Origin of the sequence: Streptomyces sp. NPDC058092 (assembly GCF_042884935.1) — a bacterium.
Lineage (GTDB): Bacteria > Actinomycetota > Actinomycetes > Streptomycetales > Streptomycetaceae > Streptomyces.
The window spans coordinates 72,357-89,155 of the sequence record NZ_JBHVSY010000007.1 but is presented as its reverse complement, the minus strand read 5'-3'; the positions used below and the strand labels follow the sequence as shown (position 1 = coordinate 89,155).

Below are 16,799 nucleotides of genomic sequence, written 5' to 3'. Positions count from 1 at the left end.
GTTCGAGGTGGAGGGTCCGTTCAAGCCGCGAGTCGCCCCGGCATCACGGCTCACGGCCGGCGGTTCCCGGAGCCAGAGCGGCGGGGTACACGGCTCCTGGACCGAAGCGGCGGCGGGCTCGGTCCGCGGCCGCTTCGGTGGCGTGGGCACGGTCGTCACCGGAGTCCAGGGAGAGTTGGCGGTGAGCGGCGTCGGCCGGCCGCAGATCGTCGGCACGGATCACGAAGGCACGGACTCGTGCCCGCTGCAGCCCCAGGGAGGCCAGCAGGCCCAGGGCGGCCGTGACGAGGGCGGGCGAATGGCTGGTGGGTTCCGGCAGCGGACGCGTACGCGTGGTGGAACTGCGGTCGGCGTACCGCACCGTGAGGGTGAGGCGGCCGGTGACCTGCCTCTCGCCGCGCAGGCGTTGGCCGATCCGGTCGGCGAGCCCCAGGACGGCCCGGTGATGGAGCGCCGGGTCGAGACAGTCCCGGTCCAGCACGAGGTCGGCGAGCAGGTGCTGCGCGGGTGCCAGTGGGGTGACCGGGCGGGGATCATGGCCTTGGGCGCGCTCGGCGAGCAGCCGGGCGGGGCCGGCGCCGAGAAGGCGTTGCAGAGTCGCCGCGGGTACGTCGGCGACCTGGCCGATGGTGTGCAGGCCGTACTTGTCGAGGGTGGCCGCCGTGGCACGGCCGATCCCCGGCAGTGCGGTGACCGGGCGGGGGTACAGCCATTCGGCGGCCTGGCCGGATGGGATCCAGGTGGTGTCCCCCGGTGCGGACGCGTCGGCCGCCATGGCCGCCAGCATGCGGTTGCCCGCGAGCCCGGCGCTGCTGTCGATGTCGTAGAGGGCCTTCAACCTGAGCTTCGCCATCTGGACCAGGTCATAGGGGGACAGGTCGAAGTACCTGAGCGCCGAAGTCAAGTCCAATTGAACGGCATCGGGAGGGATGGCCTGGACGTGAGGCGTCACACCAGACACCAGTTCGATTACATCGTCGTACTGATCCTCGCTCAGCGCGGCGTGCAGATGGAGGTGGGCGATGTGCCGCTGACGCGTGGTCATCCTGCGCTCCCCGGGCTGGTGTAGCCGAGCTTCTTCAGGTCGGCCGAACGGCTGCCGGCGGGCCGCAGATCGGCGTACGGGTGCAGCCGAGCCCCCGTGGTGCCGTTGACCAGGGTCCGCCGCGGCTGCGCGGGGGTCGGGTGCGGGTGGTCGGCGCCGAGGAGGGCGAGAGCGGCTTCGGGGCCGTGGTCGCGGCGGGCGGCGGCAATCCGGTCCAGGTCCCAGGCCATGGTGCCGACGACGGTGCGGCGGGTGCCGCGCACCTGGACGGTGCCGCGGACCAGCAGCAGTCCGCTGTGGAAGACGGTGTGCGCGCAAGCCGGGTGGGAGTCCTCGAAGAAGGCCAGGTCGACCAGGCCGGAGCCGTCCTCCAGGGTGACGAAGATGATGCGCTTGCCGCTGGCGATCGGCGGGGTCTGGGTCGAGGCCCGTACCCCGGCGACGAGGACCTGCTGACCTGCCCGGGCTGCCGCCAGGTGTGCCGAGTCGGTCGCGCCGATCTCGCGCAGCAGCCGGTGGTGATGCTCCATCAAGTGCTTGGAGACGTCGATGCCGAGCGTGTTCAGCTCTGCGTTCAGAGCCTCGCGCCCGGTCATTTCGGGCAGTCCGCTCGGCTCTGCCCCGCCGGCCGCGTCGGCGTCGATGGGCAGCTGCCCCCTGCCCGCGGACCGGACTCGGGACTGCCGGTGGAGTTCGGCGATCTGCAGGAGCAGATCACGCCGCGTGAGACGGCCGTCGTGGAGAGACCCCAGGGCGCCGATCTCCGCGAGGCGTTCGGCGACCGGTCGGCTGGGACGGGCCCGCTGCCAGAAGTCCGACAGCGATCCGTACGGCCGGCCCTCCTCGATCCGGGCGCACTCCTCCTTGCTGATGCCGCGCACCGCGGACAGCGCGAGCCGTACGCCCCACCGTTCCCCGTCGGCCCGCTCCACGGTGTGCTCCGCCCCGGAGCGGTTGACGTCGACGGGCAGGACGGGAACGCCGCGTCGGCGGGCGTCGGCGACGAGGACGCGCTTGGGCCACATACCGGGGTCGTGTTCGAGCAGCCCGGCCAGCAGATACGCCGGGTAGTGCGCCTTGAGCCAGGCGCTCTGCAGGGCCGGCACGGCGAAGGCGACCGCGTGCGCCCGGCAGAAGCCGTAGGCGCCGAATGCCTCGACGGTCTTCCACACCTCGTCCCGGACCTTCGCGCTGTAGCCGCGGGCGCGGGCCTGGCGGTGGAACCAGTCCCTGATCCGGGGCAGTCGCTCCTTGTCGCCGAGCGCCCGCCGGGCGACCTCGGCCAGAGCACGGTCGCAGCCGGTCAGCACCGACAGCGTCTCGATGATCTGCTCGTGCCAGATGGTCACGCCGTAGGTGTCGGCGAGCACGGGTTCGAGGTCCGGGTGGGCGTAGGAGGGAGTGCCGCCGTGGCGGGCGGCGATGTACCGCTCGGGCATTCCTCCGGCGACCGGCCCGGGGCGGAAGAGACTGATGTCGGCGATGACGTCCTGCGGGTCGCGAGGCTGCAGCCGGGACAGGAGGTCTTGCTGGCCAGGGGATTCGAGCTGGAACAGGCCCAGGGTCTGACTCTCCTGAATGATCTTGAACGCGAAGACGTCGTCGAGCGGCACCTGCCGCGGGTCGTCCAGGTCGATGTGGTTGCCGGTCGTCCGTTCGATCTCGGTGACCGCATGGGCCATCGCGGACTGCATCCGTACGCCCAGGACGTCCAGTTTGATGTTGCCCAGCGCCTCGATCTCCTCCTTGGCCGCCATGGCCATCGGGTAGTCGCCCTGGGGGGTGGGCTGCACCGGCAGCCGGTCCAGAAGCGTCGCGTCGCTGATGACCACACCGCAGGGGTGCATGGCCATGCCGTGGACCAGGGAGTCGAGCCCTTCGGCCACCTCCCACAGCGGCCCGTACCGTTTCGCCTCGGCCGCCAGCTGACGCAGTTCGGGCAGTTCGGCGAGCGCGCCCCTGATGTCCGCTGCCCGCAGATGCGGGAAGCTCTTGGCGATTCGGTCGACCTCTGCCGGTGCGATCCCCAGAGCCAGACCGGTGTCCCGCAGGGCCCGACGGGCCCGGTAGGTCTCGGGCATCGCGGTGACCGCCACCCGTTCCCTGCCGAACCGGTCGAAGATCGTGTCGTAGCACTCCAGCCTTCTGGCGGACTCCACGTCGATGTCGATATCCGGCAGTGACGTCCGTCGCACGCTCAGGAAGCGTTCGAACAGCAGGCGGTGATCGAGCGGGTTGGCGGTGGCGATGCCCAGCGCGTGGCAGACCATCGATCCGGCGCCCGAGCCGCGGGCCGCCACCCGGATGCCCTTCTCGCGGATGTCGGCCACGACCTGTCCGACTGCGAGGAAGTACGGGTCGTAGTTCAGCTTGGAGATCACGGCGAGTTCTTCGTCCAGCCGGTCGAGCGCGACGCGGTCGCGGTCCAGGCCGCGCCGGGCCATACCCGCCTCGCACTGCCGGCGCAGCAGCTGTGCCGCGCCGCTCGCCCCGGGCTCGGCGCCGAGCACTTCCGCCTCCGGGAAGTGCGGCGTGCCCAGCCCCAGATCCGCCGCGGGGTCAACGGTGCACGCGGCCGCCGTGGCGGCGGTGTCCCCCAGCAGACGGCTCGCCCGCCGGGGTCCCGCCCCTGCGCTTTCGGCGACCAACCGCGCGATGCCCGCCATCGCCCTCTCGTCCTTGAGCCAGCGCTGCCCGCTGTCCAGGCGGCGCCGGTCGATGGGCCGCAACAGCCGCGCGGCGTCCAGGACATCGGCGAGCCGGTGCTGGTCGGGGTCGGCGTAACGGACGGCATTGGAGAGCACGGCGGTGGTGTGGGTACGGTCGGCCAGCGCCAGGGTCCGGGCGGCCACCCGAAGCGATCCCGGCCCGGTGCCGGACCGTTTGTGCAGGACGGCCTCCAGCCGTATCCCCCCGCCGAAGATCTCCCGCCACGGCGCCAGCAACTTCACCGCAACGTCCTCCCGGCCCGCCGCCAGCGCGCGTACCGGCTCCGAGAGCGGCCCGAGCAGCACGATCAGACCGGGGCCACCGTGCTCACGCAGCGCCTCCCACGGCACCACCGGCGCCGCCCCGCCCGCGGTCCCGGCGTGCGCGGCCGACGTGATGCGGCACAACCGCGCCCAGCCGGCCCGGTTCTGCGCAAGCAGCACGAACCGCAAGGGCGGCTCGACGATGTGCGCGCCACCGCGCACCGGGGTGCGGCGCCGCGGCGCCGGAAGCGGAGGCGGAGGAGCAAGAGCCTCGACGGCCAGATCGACACCGAAGACCGGCCGGACACCGGCCCCGGCGCATGCCTGCGCGAACCGCACCGCCCCCGTGACCGTGTCCCGGTCGGTGAGCGCAAGCGTCGTCATGCCGCGCTCGGCCGCCCGCCGGACAAGGTGCTCGGGGTGGGCGGCGCCGTAACGAGCGGAGTATCCGGACGCCACGTGCAGATGCGCGTAGTCCGCCATGCCGCGCCTCCATCCTCCACCCCATTTCAGCCATACGCCCGATACCTCCATCGTACGTCCGTTCGATTACTCTAACTCCATCGAAGCCGGTCAGCGACCTGATTCGAACACATGACCGTATCCGAGGTGTCCGCAGCGAGTGGCTGAAACTGTCAGTTCCCCGGCCTCGCCCGGCACGGCTCCGGCCAGCCATTCGGCCCAACCCCACCTGCACGAACGGCCGAAGCCCCGGACCGTGGGGGCATGACTTTCGCTGACGAGGTGAAGAACGCCGTCACTCCACGGGCCGCACTGCTTGTCATCGGTGTGCTCGGACTGCAGTTGCTGTTCATCGCGTCCTACGTCGGGGCGCTGCACAAGCCGAAGCCGACGGACGTACCTTTCGGGGTCGTCGCACCCCGGCAGATGTCCGCACAGCTCCTCACCGAGCTGAGGAATCTCCCGGGCGGCCCGCTGGACCCCCGTACGGTCGCCGACGCGACCACGGCCCGCGAGCAGATCCTGAACCGCGAGATCGACGGCGCCCTGGTCGTCAACCCCACCGGCACCACCGACACCGTGCTGGTGGCCTCCGGCGGGGGTACCGTGCTGGCCGACTCCCTGACGAAGCTCATCACGAAGGTCGATCTGACCCAGCGGCGCACGGTGCGGGCGGTGGACGTGGCCCCGGCCTCCGCCCAGGACTTCGACGGGCTCTCGTCCTTCTATCTGGTCGTGGGCTGGTGCGTCGGCGGCTACCTCTGCGCGTCGATCCTGGCGATCAGCGCCGGCTCCAAGCCCGCCAACCGTCAGCGCGCGTCGATCCGGACCGGCGTCATGGCGCTGTACTCCATCGCCGGCGGAATCGGCGGTGCGGTCATCATCGGCCCGATCCTCGGCGCCCTGCCCGGAAGCTTCTGGGGCCTGTCGGGGCTGGGGGCGCTGACCGTCTTCGCGGTCGGCATGCTGACCCTCGCTCTGCAGGCCCTCACCGGCATCGTCGGCATCGGCCTGGCCGTCCTGATCGTGGTGATCGCGGGCAACCCGAGCGCAGGCGGCGCCTTCCCGCTGCCGATGCTCCCCGACTTCTGGCGGGCGATCGGCCCCGCACTGCCGCCCGGGGCGGGCACCTGGGTGGCCCGCTCGATCGCCTACTTCGACGGCAACGCGGTCACCGGACCGCTGCTGGTGCTGTCCGCCTGGGCGGTGGCGGGCACGCTCGTCACCCTCCTGATGGCCCTGCGCAAGCCGGATGACGCCGCCGACACCAGGGCGCCCTTCGGCTCGACGCTCTCCTGACCCCCTCTACGCCTCAGCGGAACCCCGCGCTCAGCGAAGCTCCGTCGTCAGGAAGATCCCCCTCGGTGAGGCCCCCTTGCCGCCCGTCGCTCCGGCAAGGGGGCTCATCAGCGACTCCGGGGTCCGCACTCGCTCCGGCCCCCGAGCGATGGCGGACTGTCGCTGCGGGGGTGGTCACGTCCGGCCGGTGCCCAGGGCGGTTTCGGTGTCCTGGCCGGCCCAGCCCTGCGGGGTGCGCCACAGGACATGGACGCCGAAGACGTCGTGGACGGTGGCGGCCGACCAGTCCTCGGCCGGGGGTCCGGCCAGGACGAGGCAGAGGCGGTCGGCAGGAGCGGGCAGGGTGTGGTTGATCTCGTGAAGGCGGGCCGCTCCCGAGCGGAGGTCGGCGTACGTGGAGAGGCCGGCGCCGAGTACCTCGTAGAGCAAGTGCCCGTCCTCGGTCACGCAGTCCACGTCGGCAATCGGGGAGTCGGACGTCGGCTGCCGGTCCGCTCGCAGCAGCGCCGCCATCAGTTCGAAGCGCACCGCCTCGTGGGTCTTGCAGGTGCGGTCCGCTACGGCAGCGGCCTCCAGGACGTGGCGGAGACTCGCGTTCCGAGCTGCCTGTTCCGGTGTGGTGGGGGCGGCTGCGGTGGGGGTCATGGGTTCGGCTTCCTTCGGCTCGGACTGCCCGGACGCTTCGCGTGCCCCGGGCTCCACGGACGGTGCGGACGTCCCGGACGGCGCGGACGTCCCGGACGGCGCGGGTGTCCCGCACGGCGCGGGTGTCCCGCACGGCGCGGGTGTCCCGCACGGCGCGGGTGTCCCGCACGGCGCGGGTGTCCCGCACGGCGCGGACGGAGCGGACGGAGCGGGTGTCTCGGACGGCGCGGACGGCGCGGACGGCGCGGGTGTCTCGGACCGGTGCGCGGAAACCGCGCGGTCCCGCTCGTTCTCCGCCGCCGGGTCGGCTGCGGCGCCGATGCGCCGTTCGATGGTCCGCCGTGCCTCGGCCAGGTCTTCGGCCCAGCCGCTGTGCTCCAGATCGGCCCGGAACCGGTCCAGGCCAGGTGTGCCGGAGGCCGCCGCGCGGCCGGCGTTGGCCGCCAGGTCCCGCAGCAGGTTCAGGCGCGGCCTGTCCGGGGATCCGAGTACGCGCCAGACGTCCAGCCAATCGTGCTGGTCCAGGCGCAGGCAGCGGTTGGCCATGCCCTTGAGCTCCGAGAGCCGGGCCCGGACGTCGTCCGGGACGTTCCCGCCGGCCAGTTCCTCGACAACGCCGAGCGCGCCCGCGTACCGCGTGGCCATGGTGGGCGAGATGGGTCGGCGGCCGCGTTCGTCGACCGTGACGAAGCTGAGGCTGGAGGCGTGGCGGAGCACCCAGGCGTCCAGTTCCGCCCCCGCGGCGGGGGGTGTGGAGCCGTGGCGCACGGCCATGAGCAGCGGGCGGTCCGTGGCGGGTGAGACGGCCTCGACCTTGTAGTGGCCGCCGGTGGTGTGGCCGATCACCCGGACCCGGATGTCGGTGCCGATCTCCGGAATGTCTCCCTCCGTCATCGGTGCGACGCCCATCGGTGCGACGCCGGTACCGGTGCCGATGCCAGGGTTGGTGTCGAGGCCGGGGTCGGCGTCGGCGTCGATGCGGCGGAGCGGCTGTTCCGTGATGCCGGCGGTGTCCGTCAGGGCCTCCGGGAGCGGCGCGGTGTGCAGGACGGTCAGACTCTGGGTGCTGCGGGTCAGGGCGATGTAGAGCTGGCGCAGGCCGGACGGGCCGCGGTCGGCGATGGTGGCGGGCTCGACGACGAGGACGTGGTCGTACTCCATGCCCTTGGCCTGGGTGGCGGCCAGGACGGACACCGCCTCGCGTTCCTGTTCCGTAATGCCGTCGGCCTCGTCCAGATGGCGGCCGATCTCGTCGAGCCAGCCGGAGTCGTCGGGAACGATGACGGCCACGGAACGCAGCGTGTGCCCGTCGCTGGTGCCGACGAGGCGCACGGCTTGGGCGACGGTGTCGCCGAGCAGCTTCCACGGCTCGGTCGCGATCGTCCGTACGGCGTCCGCACCGACCTCGCGCACGGCCCGCGGGGAGGGCAGCGAGGGAGCGACCGTACGGGCCAGGGGGCCGACGAACTCCATGATCTCGGCGGGTACGCGGTAGCTGGTGGTCAGCTCTTCGACGCGCCAGTCGCCGTGGTCGGACAGGAGCGCGCCCAGTCGGTCCCATTGGGTGTACGGATACGGGCCGGTGGCCTGGGCGAGGTCGCCGAGGACAGTCATCGAGCCGCCCCTCGCGACGCGGCGGCGCAGGGCACGGGCCTGCATGGGAGTCAGGTCCTGGGCCTCGTCGACGACGATGTGACCGTAGCGCCGCGGCGTCTCGCCCGTGATGAGGTACCGGAGCTCTTCCAGGCAGACGCGGTCGTCCAGGGTCCAGAGTTCACCCTCGGCCTTGGCGGCCCGAGGGCGGTGCAGGGCGGCCTGCTTTTCCTCGTCGAGGATGCCGTCGGCGCAGGCATGCAGGAGGTCCGGCGAGTCGTAGAGAGTCCGCAGGCTCTCCCGGGCGCCCGGCGAAGGCCAGGCACGGTCGAGGAGGCGCTCCACCTGGCGGTTGCGTTCGAGGCTGCGGCGGATCGTGCCGTCCGCGCCACGACGCGGGGCCAGGGCGACGAGTTCCCGCAGGAGCCGGTCGACGAGCAGGCTGCGGAAGCGGTCGCGGCGCTCGCGGTGGGCGCCGTCACCGCCGCGCGCCTCGTCGAAGAGAGCGCGGACTTCCGAGCGGGGGATGCGCAGGGTCGTGCTGCCGGCGGTGACGGTGAACGCCGGCTCGTCGCCCTCGAAGGAGGGTGCGGTGAGGAGACCGTCGAGGGCCTCGGGACGGCACTCGTGCTCGACGCGGCGCCGCAGGACGGCCGCCATGCGCTCGTCGGACTTCACCAGCCGTGCCCGCGGCGTGTCGGTGCCGAGAACCTCGCCGTCCCACAGGCGGGAGAGCTGGACGGCGTTGACCTCGCGGGTACCGAGGGTGGGCAGGACCTGACCGACGTAGTCGAGGAACCGCTGGTGCGGCCCGATGACGAGGATGTCCTGGGCCTTGAAGTGGTCGTTGTTGACAAGCCAGGTCACGCGGTGCAGACCCACGGCGGACTTGCCCGTGCCCGGGCCGCCCTGCACGACGAGGATGTCGGAGGGGGAACCAGTGACCAGGTCCATCTGGTCGCGGCGGATGGTCTCGACGATGTCCCGCATGCGGCCGCTGCGCGAGCGCTGGAGCTCGCGCAGCAGGAAGTCGTCCGGTTGCAGGGGCTTGCGGCGCTGGAACCGGACTACGTCGGCGGGCGTGTGGGCCGATGTACGTTTTCCGCGCTCGCCGGATTCCGGCTGCTCCGCGGCTACGGGCGGTGCTTCCGACCCGGCCTCGTCGGCGGTGGCGGGCTCCGCCGTGATCGCGTCGTCCCCGGCGGGCCGCGGTTCCGGGACGGCTTCCAGCACAGGGGCGGCGGGTACGGGACTCGTCGAGGCGATGTCGTCGAAGTAGTCCTCGACGACCTGCTGCACGCAGCGTAGTTGCCGCCGCAGGACGACGTCGCCCGGCGTGTGCGGCTGCGCCTCGAACCACTTCGTGGCCAGCGGGCTGGTCCACAGCACGACGACGGTGTCACGGGTCCGGACATCGGATACGGCGCGGCGGCCCACGTACCAGGAACGGGGCCCCTCGCCCGGATCTTCCGGCGCGTCGACACGGGCGATCACCAGGGACTCCTCGCCCAGCCCCCCGTACGCCTCGGCCTTCTTCACGACGTCGAGCCGGTTGGCGATGCCGTCCTTGCCGCTGGCCGCGGCCTGGGCGGCCGACGTCCCGGTCATCTCGGCGAGGCGCGCGGTATAGCAGTCGTACGCCCGATCGACGGCCTTCTGCTCCTCTGCGATGACCTGGTTACGAGCAATGGTGTTCATCTGCTGCCCCTCCCTGGCGGCGTCCGGCAGAACGCCGCTCCGGGTATACATCCGCGCCACGCTGAATGACCATCAGGGTTCGTTTAGTCACGGTGAGTCGGAGCCTTGCTCCCGAGCCGGGCTCCCGTCCCCCTTGAACGCGGATCAGATCACGCGTGGGCCGGCCTTCTGCGCGGCGACAGTCACGAACGCAGCACCCTTCTGAAGCTGCCACCATCTCAAGCATGTCAGTCATTGACTGAGTTCACAAGCTCGCCCGGCACTTCTCGGCCACCCGTAAGCTCCGGACGAGAACTCGTCCGGATATCACCTGCACAACCGCCTCCGGTGCAACGAAGTGCCTGTACACGGCACTGTCACTGACATGCCATACGATGCGCACACCTGCTCACAACCCTTCCGTTTGAGGATGCTCACGTCATGTCTCTCGGTGTCACGTCCCGTTCCCTGCGCGGTATATCCGCTGCCGTAGCCCTGATCTCGGTCGGAGCGGTGGGGTGCTCAGACGCCCTCGACGGCGCAAAGGCCGGCGCCAAGAAAGTGGTTCGCCAGCGGTCGGTCTTCTCGCTCGCGACCGGCGACTGCTACAACCCGAACAGTGGGGCGCCCGAGGGCGAGGAGTTCAGCGTCGAGGTCGTGCCGTGCAAGGAACCGCACGAGGGCCAGGTCGTCGGTGACTTCAAGATCGACGGGCAGTCGACGTACCCCGGCGAGGACAAAACCGCACAGATCGCCGACGAACGGTGTCCGGCCGAGGCTCAGAAGTTCACCCCCGACGCCTGGGCCCTGCCCAAGGGCGTCGACGTCTACTACTACTACCCCACCAAGGAGAGCTGGGCGACGGGCGATCGAGGCGTGAGCTGCACGTACGCCAAGGAAGCCGGCAAGTTCTCCGGTTCGTTGAAGAGCGAGTCCCTGAACGCCGACCAGCTCGCGTACCTGAAGGGTTCGAACGCCGTCTACGAGGCCCTGTGGACGAACCAGCCCGAAGCGGAGCAGGTCGAGGACGACTTGGCCGGTTACAAGAAGCAGGCCAAAGCCGTTGCCGCCGCGCTCGGCACCCACCTCACGGCCCTGAAGGGCATTCAGCAGCCGGAGACCGTCAAGCTCCGTGCACGGCTGGAGGAGACCGCGGGTGCATGGGAAAAGGCCGCCTCGGCCGGTGGCACGGACGCCTTCTACCTCGCCTACGACCGGGCCTTCACCGGCATCAACCCGGCCAAGACGGTCGCCGCCCGCAAGGAACTGAAGCTCGCCACCACCGTCCCGGCCGACGAAGCCGAGGTCTGGGCCGACTGACCCCGTCGGATCACGTCGACCGGCCGGACCCCTGCCGACGGAGCGGGGACACCGAGGCGGCCGAGCGCTTCCGGAGTCGACTGCGGGAGCGCCGGCCGAGGCCGGATCAGCGGTGAAACACACACCGGACGAGGGAGTGCCGCCCCGAGTTGTACGGGTGCGGTACGGGGCGGGGACCGTGTCCCGGGAAATGGCCCATCCGTTGAACCCTGTCCAGCCGCAGTGGAGTTGAGAGTCACTACGAGTGGCTTCGGGGCGGCGGGAACGGTGACGGAGGGAGCGGTGAGGGCCATGCGGGATACACGGAACAGCCGGGCGACGAAGACGAAGGAGGACAGTGACCTGCCGGGAGTGTGGGTGGCCTACGGCAAGCTCCTCCAGCACCTGCGCAAGCGGGCCGCGTTGAATCAGCAGGCACTCGGAGAGGCCATCGGTTACTCCCTGGAACAGGTCGCCTCGGTCGAGCAGGGGCGCCGGCCCGCGAAGGAGGCATTCACCGTCGCGGCGGACCGGGTGCTGGCTGCGGGAGGGGTGCTGGAAGTGCTCCAGGCCGATGTGGACCGGGCGAAACTTCCGCAGTTCTTCCGCAACTTCGCCCTCATCGAGGCGGAGGTGCTGAGCCGCTTCTCGTACGACCCGCTGCTGGTGCCGGGCCTGTTGCAGACGGAGGCGTACGCGCGAGCCGTGTTCGGCGGCCACTGCCCGCCGTTCAGCGAGGAGCTGATCGACCAGCACGCGGAAGCGCGGCTGAGCAGGCAGAAGCTGCTGACGCGGGATCCGCTGGCGGAGCTGTCGTTCATCATCGGGGAGGAGGCGTTGCGCGATCCCGTGGGCGACAGTGAGCTGATGCGCTCGCAGTGGCAACACCTGCTGAGGGTTGGCACGTTGCGCAATGTAGAGGTTCAGGTCATGCCTGCCGGACAGGGGTTCCATCCTGGGAAGAATGGGCCATTTGTGACGGTCCAGACAAAGGAACTCCGACACCTCGGCTACTTCGAGTCGCAGGGTGTCGGGTGCGTCGTCGGTGATCCGGTAGAGGTCAGCTCGTTCGGGTTGCGATATGGCAAGCTGCGATCGCAGGCCCTGAACGTCGAGGCGTCTGCGCGGCTCATCGAACGGCTGGTGGGAGAGACATGAGCGTGGAGCAGGTAACCGACAACGTTGACGAGCTGCGCTGGTTCAAGAGCAGCTACAGCGGATCGGACGGTGGCGACTGCGTGGAAGTGGCTGCCGACCCTGGTGCGGTGTATGTGCGGGACTCGAAGGTCGCGGCCGGCGGACCGGTGCTGCGGGTCGGCCGGGGCGAGTGGGCGGCGTTCGTGACGCTCGCGCGCGGGTAGCACCGACAAGGTCCGCTGCACGGAACAGCGGGGCTCGCCCGCATCAACTGAGGTGATGCGGGCGAGCCCCGCTGTCATGCGGAAGGCTCATAACGAGGTCGGAATTCGGCTTTCGTGGGAGAGAAACTGCTCCGCGGGCCGCCCTCCGGGGAATCGCCGTGAGCCGTCCCCGCGCGAACAGGGCGTCGGCGCCGTGGAGGGCGCCTCAGTCCGTGTCCCGCAGGGCGAAGCCGCGCGGGCGCGCATTTCACCTCGGTAGGGATTGCGTATGAACGATCTCGCGATGCCCGGTGCCTCGGCTACCGGGTACGAAGCCTTTCTCGCCACACTGAAGCGGGAACCGACGGCAGCGGAATGTGTGCGTTGGGCCGCTGAACACGCCGGTGATCCGGAGGAGCCACGTGCCTTGGTGAATGCCGGGTGGTGCACCGCCCGTGGCGGCGAGGGCGAGGAGGCCCTTCGGCTCCTCCGGCGCGCGGCGGTGCTCGGGGGCGCCTTCGGCCGCGACGCCCAGGTGGGCATCATCGACCAGTTGTAAGCGCTCGGCCGCGAGACGGAGGCCGAGAAGGCCCAGCGTGCGCTGCGGGCGGAACTCGACGCCCGGCCGGGCGGGTTCACCGATCTGCGGGTTTTCGACGACATGGTCGAGGTCTTGACCGAGATGCGGCGGCACGAGCGGGCACTTGAGTGGTGCCAGGCGGGTCTGGACCGGACCGGCGAAGACAGTGAATCCCCGGAAGTGGCCGAGTTCCGGCACGGACTGTTCATCGACCGCAGTTTCCTGCGGGGTGAGTTGGGCCTCGAGCCGGATGAGGACGACCTCGCCGCGGAGGCAGAGGCGGACGCGTCCCTCGTGGCGTTCAGAGAACTGCTGCTGGACAAGTTGAGCGACCGGTCCGGCCCTCCCGGCCCGGACGCGCCCGATGACGGGGAGGCGTTCGACGGGATCGTACTGCGCTGGATCCGCGAGGACTTCGCCGCGGTCCGCTCCCGCCGGCCCGAGCCGACCGCCCTCTACGGTGACGACTACGACAGCTACGCCGCGCGGGTACAGCGGGAGGCCGGTGCCGCTCACGTGCGCATGGTCAGCGCCACCCTCACCGCCTACGAAGCGTATGCCCGGCGTCAGGGCCGGGACGCGGCTGGGGCAGCCACTCGCAGGGAGTTCGGCGAGTGGTACGCCACGGCACATCCCGACCGGGTCCTGCTGTGGCCGCCCGCGCGCAACGGACCGTGCTGGTGCGACTCGGGGCGCACGTACAAGAAGTGCTGCGGCACACCCGCCAAGAACTGAGAGGCGTTCCGGCGCCGGGCCGGGCACCCGGGGCAGTGCGTGCGGCACAGCTCCACGGCATGCAGACCACGATCGGTATCACCGGGGCATGGGGTGATGTGCGACGCGGAGGGATGGGAGCCCTGCCTCAGTGACGCAGCAGCAGCGTGACGCCGGCCACGACTGCACCGAGCACGATCGCCGCGACGCCGTAGGCGACCCGGTGCGAGCGCAGCCGGGGCAGCAGTCGGTCCACGGCGATCCGGCCGGGGCCGGTCAGGGCGAGCGTCACCGCGGTCAGGGCGATGAGGAGCTCGTACTCGACGCCCTCCGGGGCGAAGAAGCCGCCGCCCCACTTGACGGAGATCGCATTGACAAGCGTGCCCGCGACGGCCGCGGCGGCGAGCGGAGTGAGCAGGCCGAGCGCGAGGCCGAGCCCGCCGAGGGTCTCGCTGAGCCCGGCCACGACGGCGAACGCCCTCGGCGAGGGGTAGCCGGAGGCGGCGAAGAACTGCCCGGTGCCGTCGATGCCGCCCCCGCCGAACCAGCCGAACAGCTTCTGGGTGCCGTGCGCGGCCATGGCCAGGCCGAGCGCGAGGCGCAGGACGAGCAGGCCGATGTCGTAGGCGCGGGCGGGGGCGGCCGGGGCCTTCTCGGGCGCGGTGGCGGGGCGGGACAGGGCGGTGGCAGGAGTGGTCAAGGGAGGGGCTCCTCGTGGGGCGGGTGGCAGGGGCCGCGCGACGCTGGGCGGCACCACATTAACTTGAAACTTCAAGGTAACTCACATCCCCCCTTGCTTCAACTTTCAAGCAATTCGGGTAAGGTCGACGGCGCGGCCGGCCGGACCGCGGCGCCGCCATGGCTCCTGCTTGTGCACAGCGGTCGACTGCGACCAAGTCCCGTACGTGCACCAGGAGTTGCCGTTATGCCGTACACCGTCGCCCCCACCATCCGATGGTCCGTCGAGCCCGCCTGCAGGCCCGGCACGCCGCTCCTCGTCGCCCTGCACGGGCGGGGGGCGGACGAGGCGTCGTTCGCGCAGCTCGCGCCGCATCTGCCGCAGGGCGCCACGGCGGCCTTCGTGCGCGCCCCGCTGGCTGAGGGCGCCGGATACGCGTGGTTCGCGAACCGGGGCATCGGGCGCCCGTTGCCCGACTCCATCGCCGCGACCGCCGACTGGCTGTTCGGCTGGCTCGACGTCGAGGCCGCGGGGCACACCTCGGTCTCGCTTCTCGGCTTCTCGGGCGGCATGGCGATGGCGGGCGGTCTGCTGCTCGCTCGCCCTGAGCGGTTCGCCGCCGCCGTGCTCCTGTCCGGCACGCTGCCGTGGGACGCGGGCCTGCCGGAGGAGCCGGGACGCCTGGCCGGAGTGCCGGTCTTCTGGGGGCGGGATGACGCGGATCCGGTGATCCCCGCCGACCTTGTGGCCAGGACGGGTGAATGGCTGCGTGAGAAGTCGGGCGCCCGCCTTGCGGAACGCTGCTACCCGGGGCTCGGACACGGCATCGCGCTGCCGGAACTCGCGGATGCCTCGGACTTCTTGCAGGGCGCCTGGAGTGCCGCGGCCCAGCAGTGATTCCTGGCGGGCGCGCCACCGCCCCAGGACCACCGGCTCGACCGGAGCCCGGAGATCAGGTCGGCGACGAGCATCGGCGCCGGCTCGTCGAGGCTGCCGCGGGACAGCTTCCCGTCCTCGTCGAATCAGACCGCAGTCCAGCAGCTCCTTCCGGGTCGCCGCGAACTCGCCGGGCACCTCGTCCCCTGCCGCCGGCCCGAAGAGCACGATCACTCCGTGGCGGCGGTGATCGTGCCCTTCTGGACGGCGGCGAAGTGTTCCGCGGGTCAGCACGTGGCCGTGCTGCGAGAGGCGGGCCTGGTGGTCACCCTGGTGAGCGGCAGCGCCCAGCCGGAGGTGCCTACGCCCGGAAGGGACCGGTCACCTCGTACGTGATGCCGGCGGACGAGCTGCCGGTCGTACCGCGCTGGCTGGAGAAGTACAGCCGCTTGCCGTCGGGCGAGAAGGCCGGTCCGGTGATCTCGGAGGCGGACTGGCCGGTGATCCGCAGGAAGGGAGCCACCACGTCGTCGGGCGTGATGATGCAGATCTCCATGTTGCCGCCGTCCTCGGCGACGAACAGGTCACCGGAGGAGGATCCGGTGACATTGTCGACGCCGGTCAGCGGGGCACCGCCGCCCACCACCAGCGAGTCGTCGTAGGCGAGTTCATAGGTGTTCGTGGCCAGGTCGACCTGCCAGACGCGGTTGTCGCCCTTGGTGGTGAACCAGACGGTGTCGTTCGAGTAGTGGCAGCCCTCACCGCCGTTGAACCGCTTGGCACCGGAGACCTGGTCACGGGTCACGGTCGGGGCGCCGTCCGGGTCCGGCACGGTCGCCCAGGTGAACGAGCCGGAGGTGGCGGTGCCGGCCTTCAGCACCTGGAGCGTGCCGGCGGACAGGTTGCCCCAGGTCGTCGGGATGAAGCGGTAGAAGCAGCCATTGGTCTCGTCCTCGGTCAGGTAGATCACCCTGCGGACCGGGTCGGCCGCTGCCGCCTCGTGCTTGAACCTGCCCATCGCGTCCCGGCGGACGGCCGCGTTCACACCCCACGGGTCGGTCTCGTACACGTACCCGAGGCTGACCTCCTCGCAGGAGAGCCAGGTGTTCCACGGGGTGGCGCCACCCGCGCAGTTCTGCCGGGTGCTGGAGAGGATCCGGTACGCGCCGATGGTCGCGCCGGTCGAGGAGAACTTGACCGCGCTCGCACCGCCGGAGGGGCTGATCTCCGAGTTGGAGACGTAGATCCAGCCGGTGCCGTCGGCGAAGCAGGCACCGCCGTCGGGGGCGTTGTGCCAGGTGTAGTTGGTGGAGCCGACCTTCTGGCCGGACCGGGCGATGACCCTGCTGGTGAACCCGGCAGGCAGCTGTATGCCGTTGGTGTCCGCGCCGCCCAGTACCCCGTAGGGTCCGGAACCGGGCTGAGCCGGGGCCGCGTAGGCGGCGCCGTGCATCAGGGTTCCGCCGAAGGCCGCGGCCGAACCGCCGATGACCGCTCCACGAAGGAAATTGCGACGTTCCACGTGTCACTCCAGGGGGAGGTGGTGACTTGCCCGCCACCGGTCGGCGGCGGGGTCGCACGCTTCCGGAAGGTAGGAGTGGCGAATTGACGGGGCGTG

At 71.0% G+C, this 16,799-nt stretch carries 12 protein-coding genes; 7 read left to right on the top strand and 5 right to left on the bottom strand.

Annotation, left to right across the window (positions count from 1 at the left end; translation table 11 throughout):
• Positions 1-43: 43 nt before the first annotated feature.
• Both ACFVV1_RS13920 and ACFVV1_RS13915 read right to left on the bottom strand, forming a co-directional pair.
• On the bottom strand, positions 44-1,045 hold the full coding sequence (locus tag ACFVV1_RS13920) for an ImpB/MucB/SamB family protein (protein WP_389989218.1): 1,002 nt from the start codon (positions 1,043-1,045) through the stop codon (positions 44-46).
• Positions 1,042-4,500 (bottom strand): DNA polymerase III subunit alpha, encoded by a 3,459-nt coding sequence (locus tag ACFVV1_RS13915; protein ID WP_389989216.1) that lies wholly within the window; start codon positions 4,498-4,500, stop codon positions 1,042-1,044. Before ACFVV1_RS13915 ends, ACFVV1_RS13920 begins: the two co-directional genes overlap by 4 nt.
• 243 nt (positions 4,501-4,743) lie before the next feature.
• Between ACFVV1_RS13915 and ACFVV1_RS13910 the strand changes: the two genes are divergently transcribed.
• Positions 4,744-5,778 (top strand): DUF3533 domain-containing protein, encoded by a 1,035-nt coding sequence (locus ACFVV1_RS13910; protein ID WP_389989214.1) that lies wholly within the window; start codon positions 4,744-4,746, stop codon positions 5,776-5,778.
• 174 nt (positions 5,779-5,952) lie between these two features.
• Here ACFVV1_RS13910 and ACFVV1_RS13905 read toward each other — a convergent pair whose 3' ends face one another.
• Positions 5,953-9,714 carry an AAA family ATPase gene (locus ACFVV1_RS13905; RefSeq protein WP_389989212.1) on the bottom strand — a complete coding sequence of 1,254 codons (3,762 nt, stop codon included), beginning with the start codon at positions 9,712-9,714 and terminating at the stop codon, positions 5,953-5,955.
• A 420-nt stretch (positions 9,715-10,134) separates the two neighbouring features.
• On the opposite strand from ACFVV1_RS13905, the gene ACFVV1_RS13900 reads away from it, so the two are divergent.
• From ACFVV1_RS13900 to ACFVV1_RS13880, 5 genes are all read left to right on the top strand, one after another.
• A complete protein-coding gene (locus ACFVV1_RS13900; RefSeq protein ID WP_389989210.1) occupies positions 10,135-11,013 on the top strand; it encodes a septum formation family protein in 879 nt (292 codons plus the stop codon).
• A gap of 291 nt (positions 11,014-11,304) precedes the next feature.
• Positions 11,305-12,150: a helix-turn-helix domain-containing protein gene (locus tag ACFVV1_RS13895; RefSeq protein ID WP_389989208.1), complete on the top strand. Its 846-nt coding sequence runs from the start codon at positions 11,305-11,307 to the stop codon at positions 12,148-12,150.
• Complete coding sequence (locus ACFVV1_RS13890; RefSeq protein WP_389989206.1) at positions 12,147-12,353, top strand: DUF397 domain-containing protein; 207 nt, start codon at positions 12,147-12,149, stop codon at positions 12,351-12,353. The genes ACFVV1_RS13895 and ACFVV1_RS13890 overlap by 4 nt, the downstream gene beginning before the upstream one ends.
• A gap of 268 nt (positions 12,354-12,621) precedes the next feature.
• Positions 12,622-12,891, top strand: a complete 270-nt coding sequence (locus ACFVV1_RS13885) for a hypothetical protein (protein ID WP_389989204.1) — start codon at positions 12,622-12,624, stop codon at positions 12,889-12,891.
• Between the two features lie 123 nt (positions 12,892-13,014).
• Entirely contained in the window at positions 13,015-13,647 is a 633-nt protein-coding gene (locus tag ACFVV1_RS13880; RefSeq protein ID WP_389989596.1) for an SEC-C domain-containing protein, read from the top strand.
• 127 nt (positions 13,648-13,774) lie between these two features.
• Here ACFVV1_RS13880 and ACFVV1_RS13875 read toward each other — a convergent pair whose 3' ends face one another.
• Positions 13,775-14,326: a DoxX family protein gene (locus tag ACFVV1_RS13875; RefSeq protein ID WP_389989202.1), complete on the bottom strand. Its 552-nt coding sequence runs from the start codon at positions 14,324-14,326 to the stop codon at positions 13,775-13,777.
• Between the two features lie 225 nt (positions 14,327-14,551).
• On the opposite strand from ACFVV1_RS13875, the gene ACFVV1_RS13870 reads away from it, so the two are divergent.
• Positions 14,552-15,202, top strand: a complete 651-nt coding sequence (locus ACFVV1_RS13870) for an alpha/beta hydrolase (protein WP_389989200.1) — start codon at positions 14,552-14,554, stop codon at positions 15,200-15,202.
• Positions 15,203-15,542: 340 nt separating this feature from the next.
• On the opposite strand, the gene ACFVV1_RS13865 is transcribed toward ACFVV1_RS13870, so the two are convergent.
• Positions 15,543-16,703: an alkaline phosphatase PhoX gene (locus ACFVV1_RS13865; protein WP_389989198.1), complete on the bottom strand. Its 1,161-nt coding sequence runs from the start codon at positions 16,701-16,703 to the stop codon at positions 15,543-15,545.
• Positions 16,704-16,799: the final 96 nt, after the last annotated feature.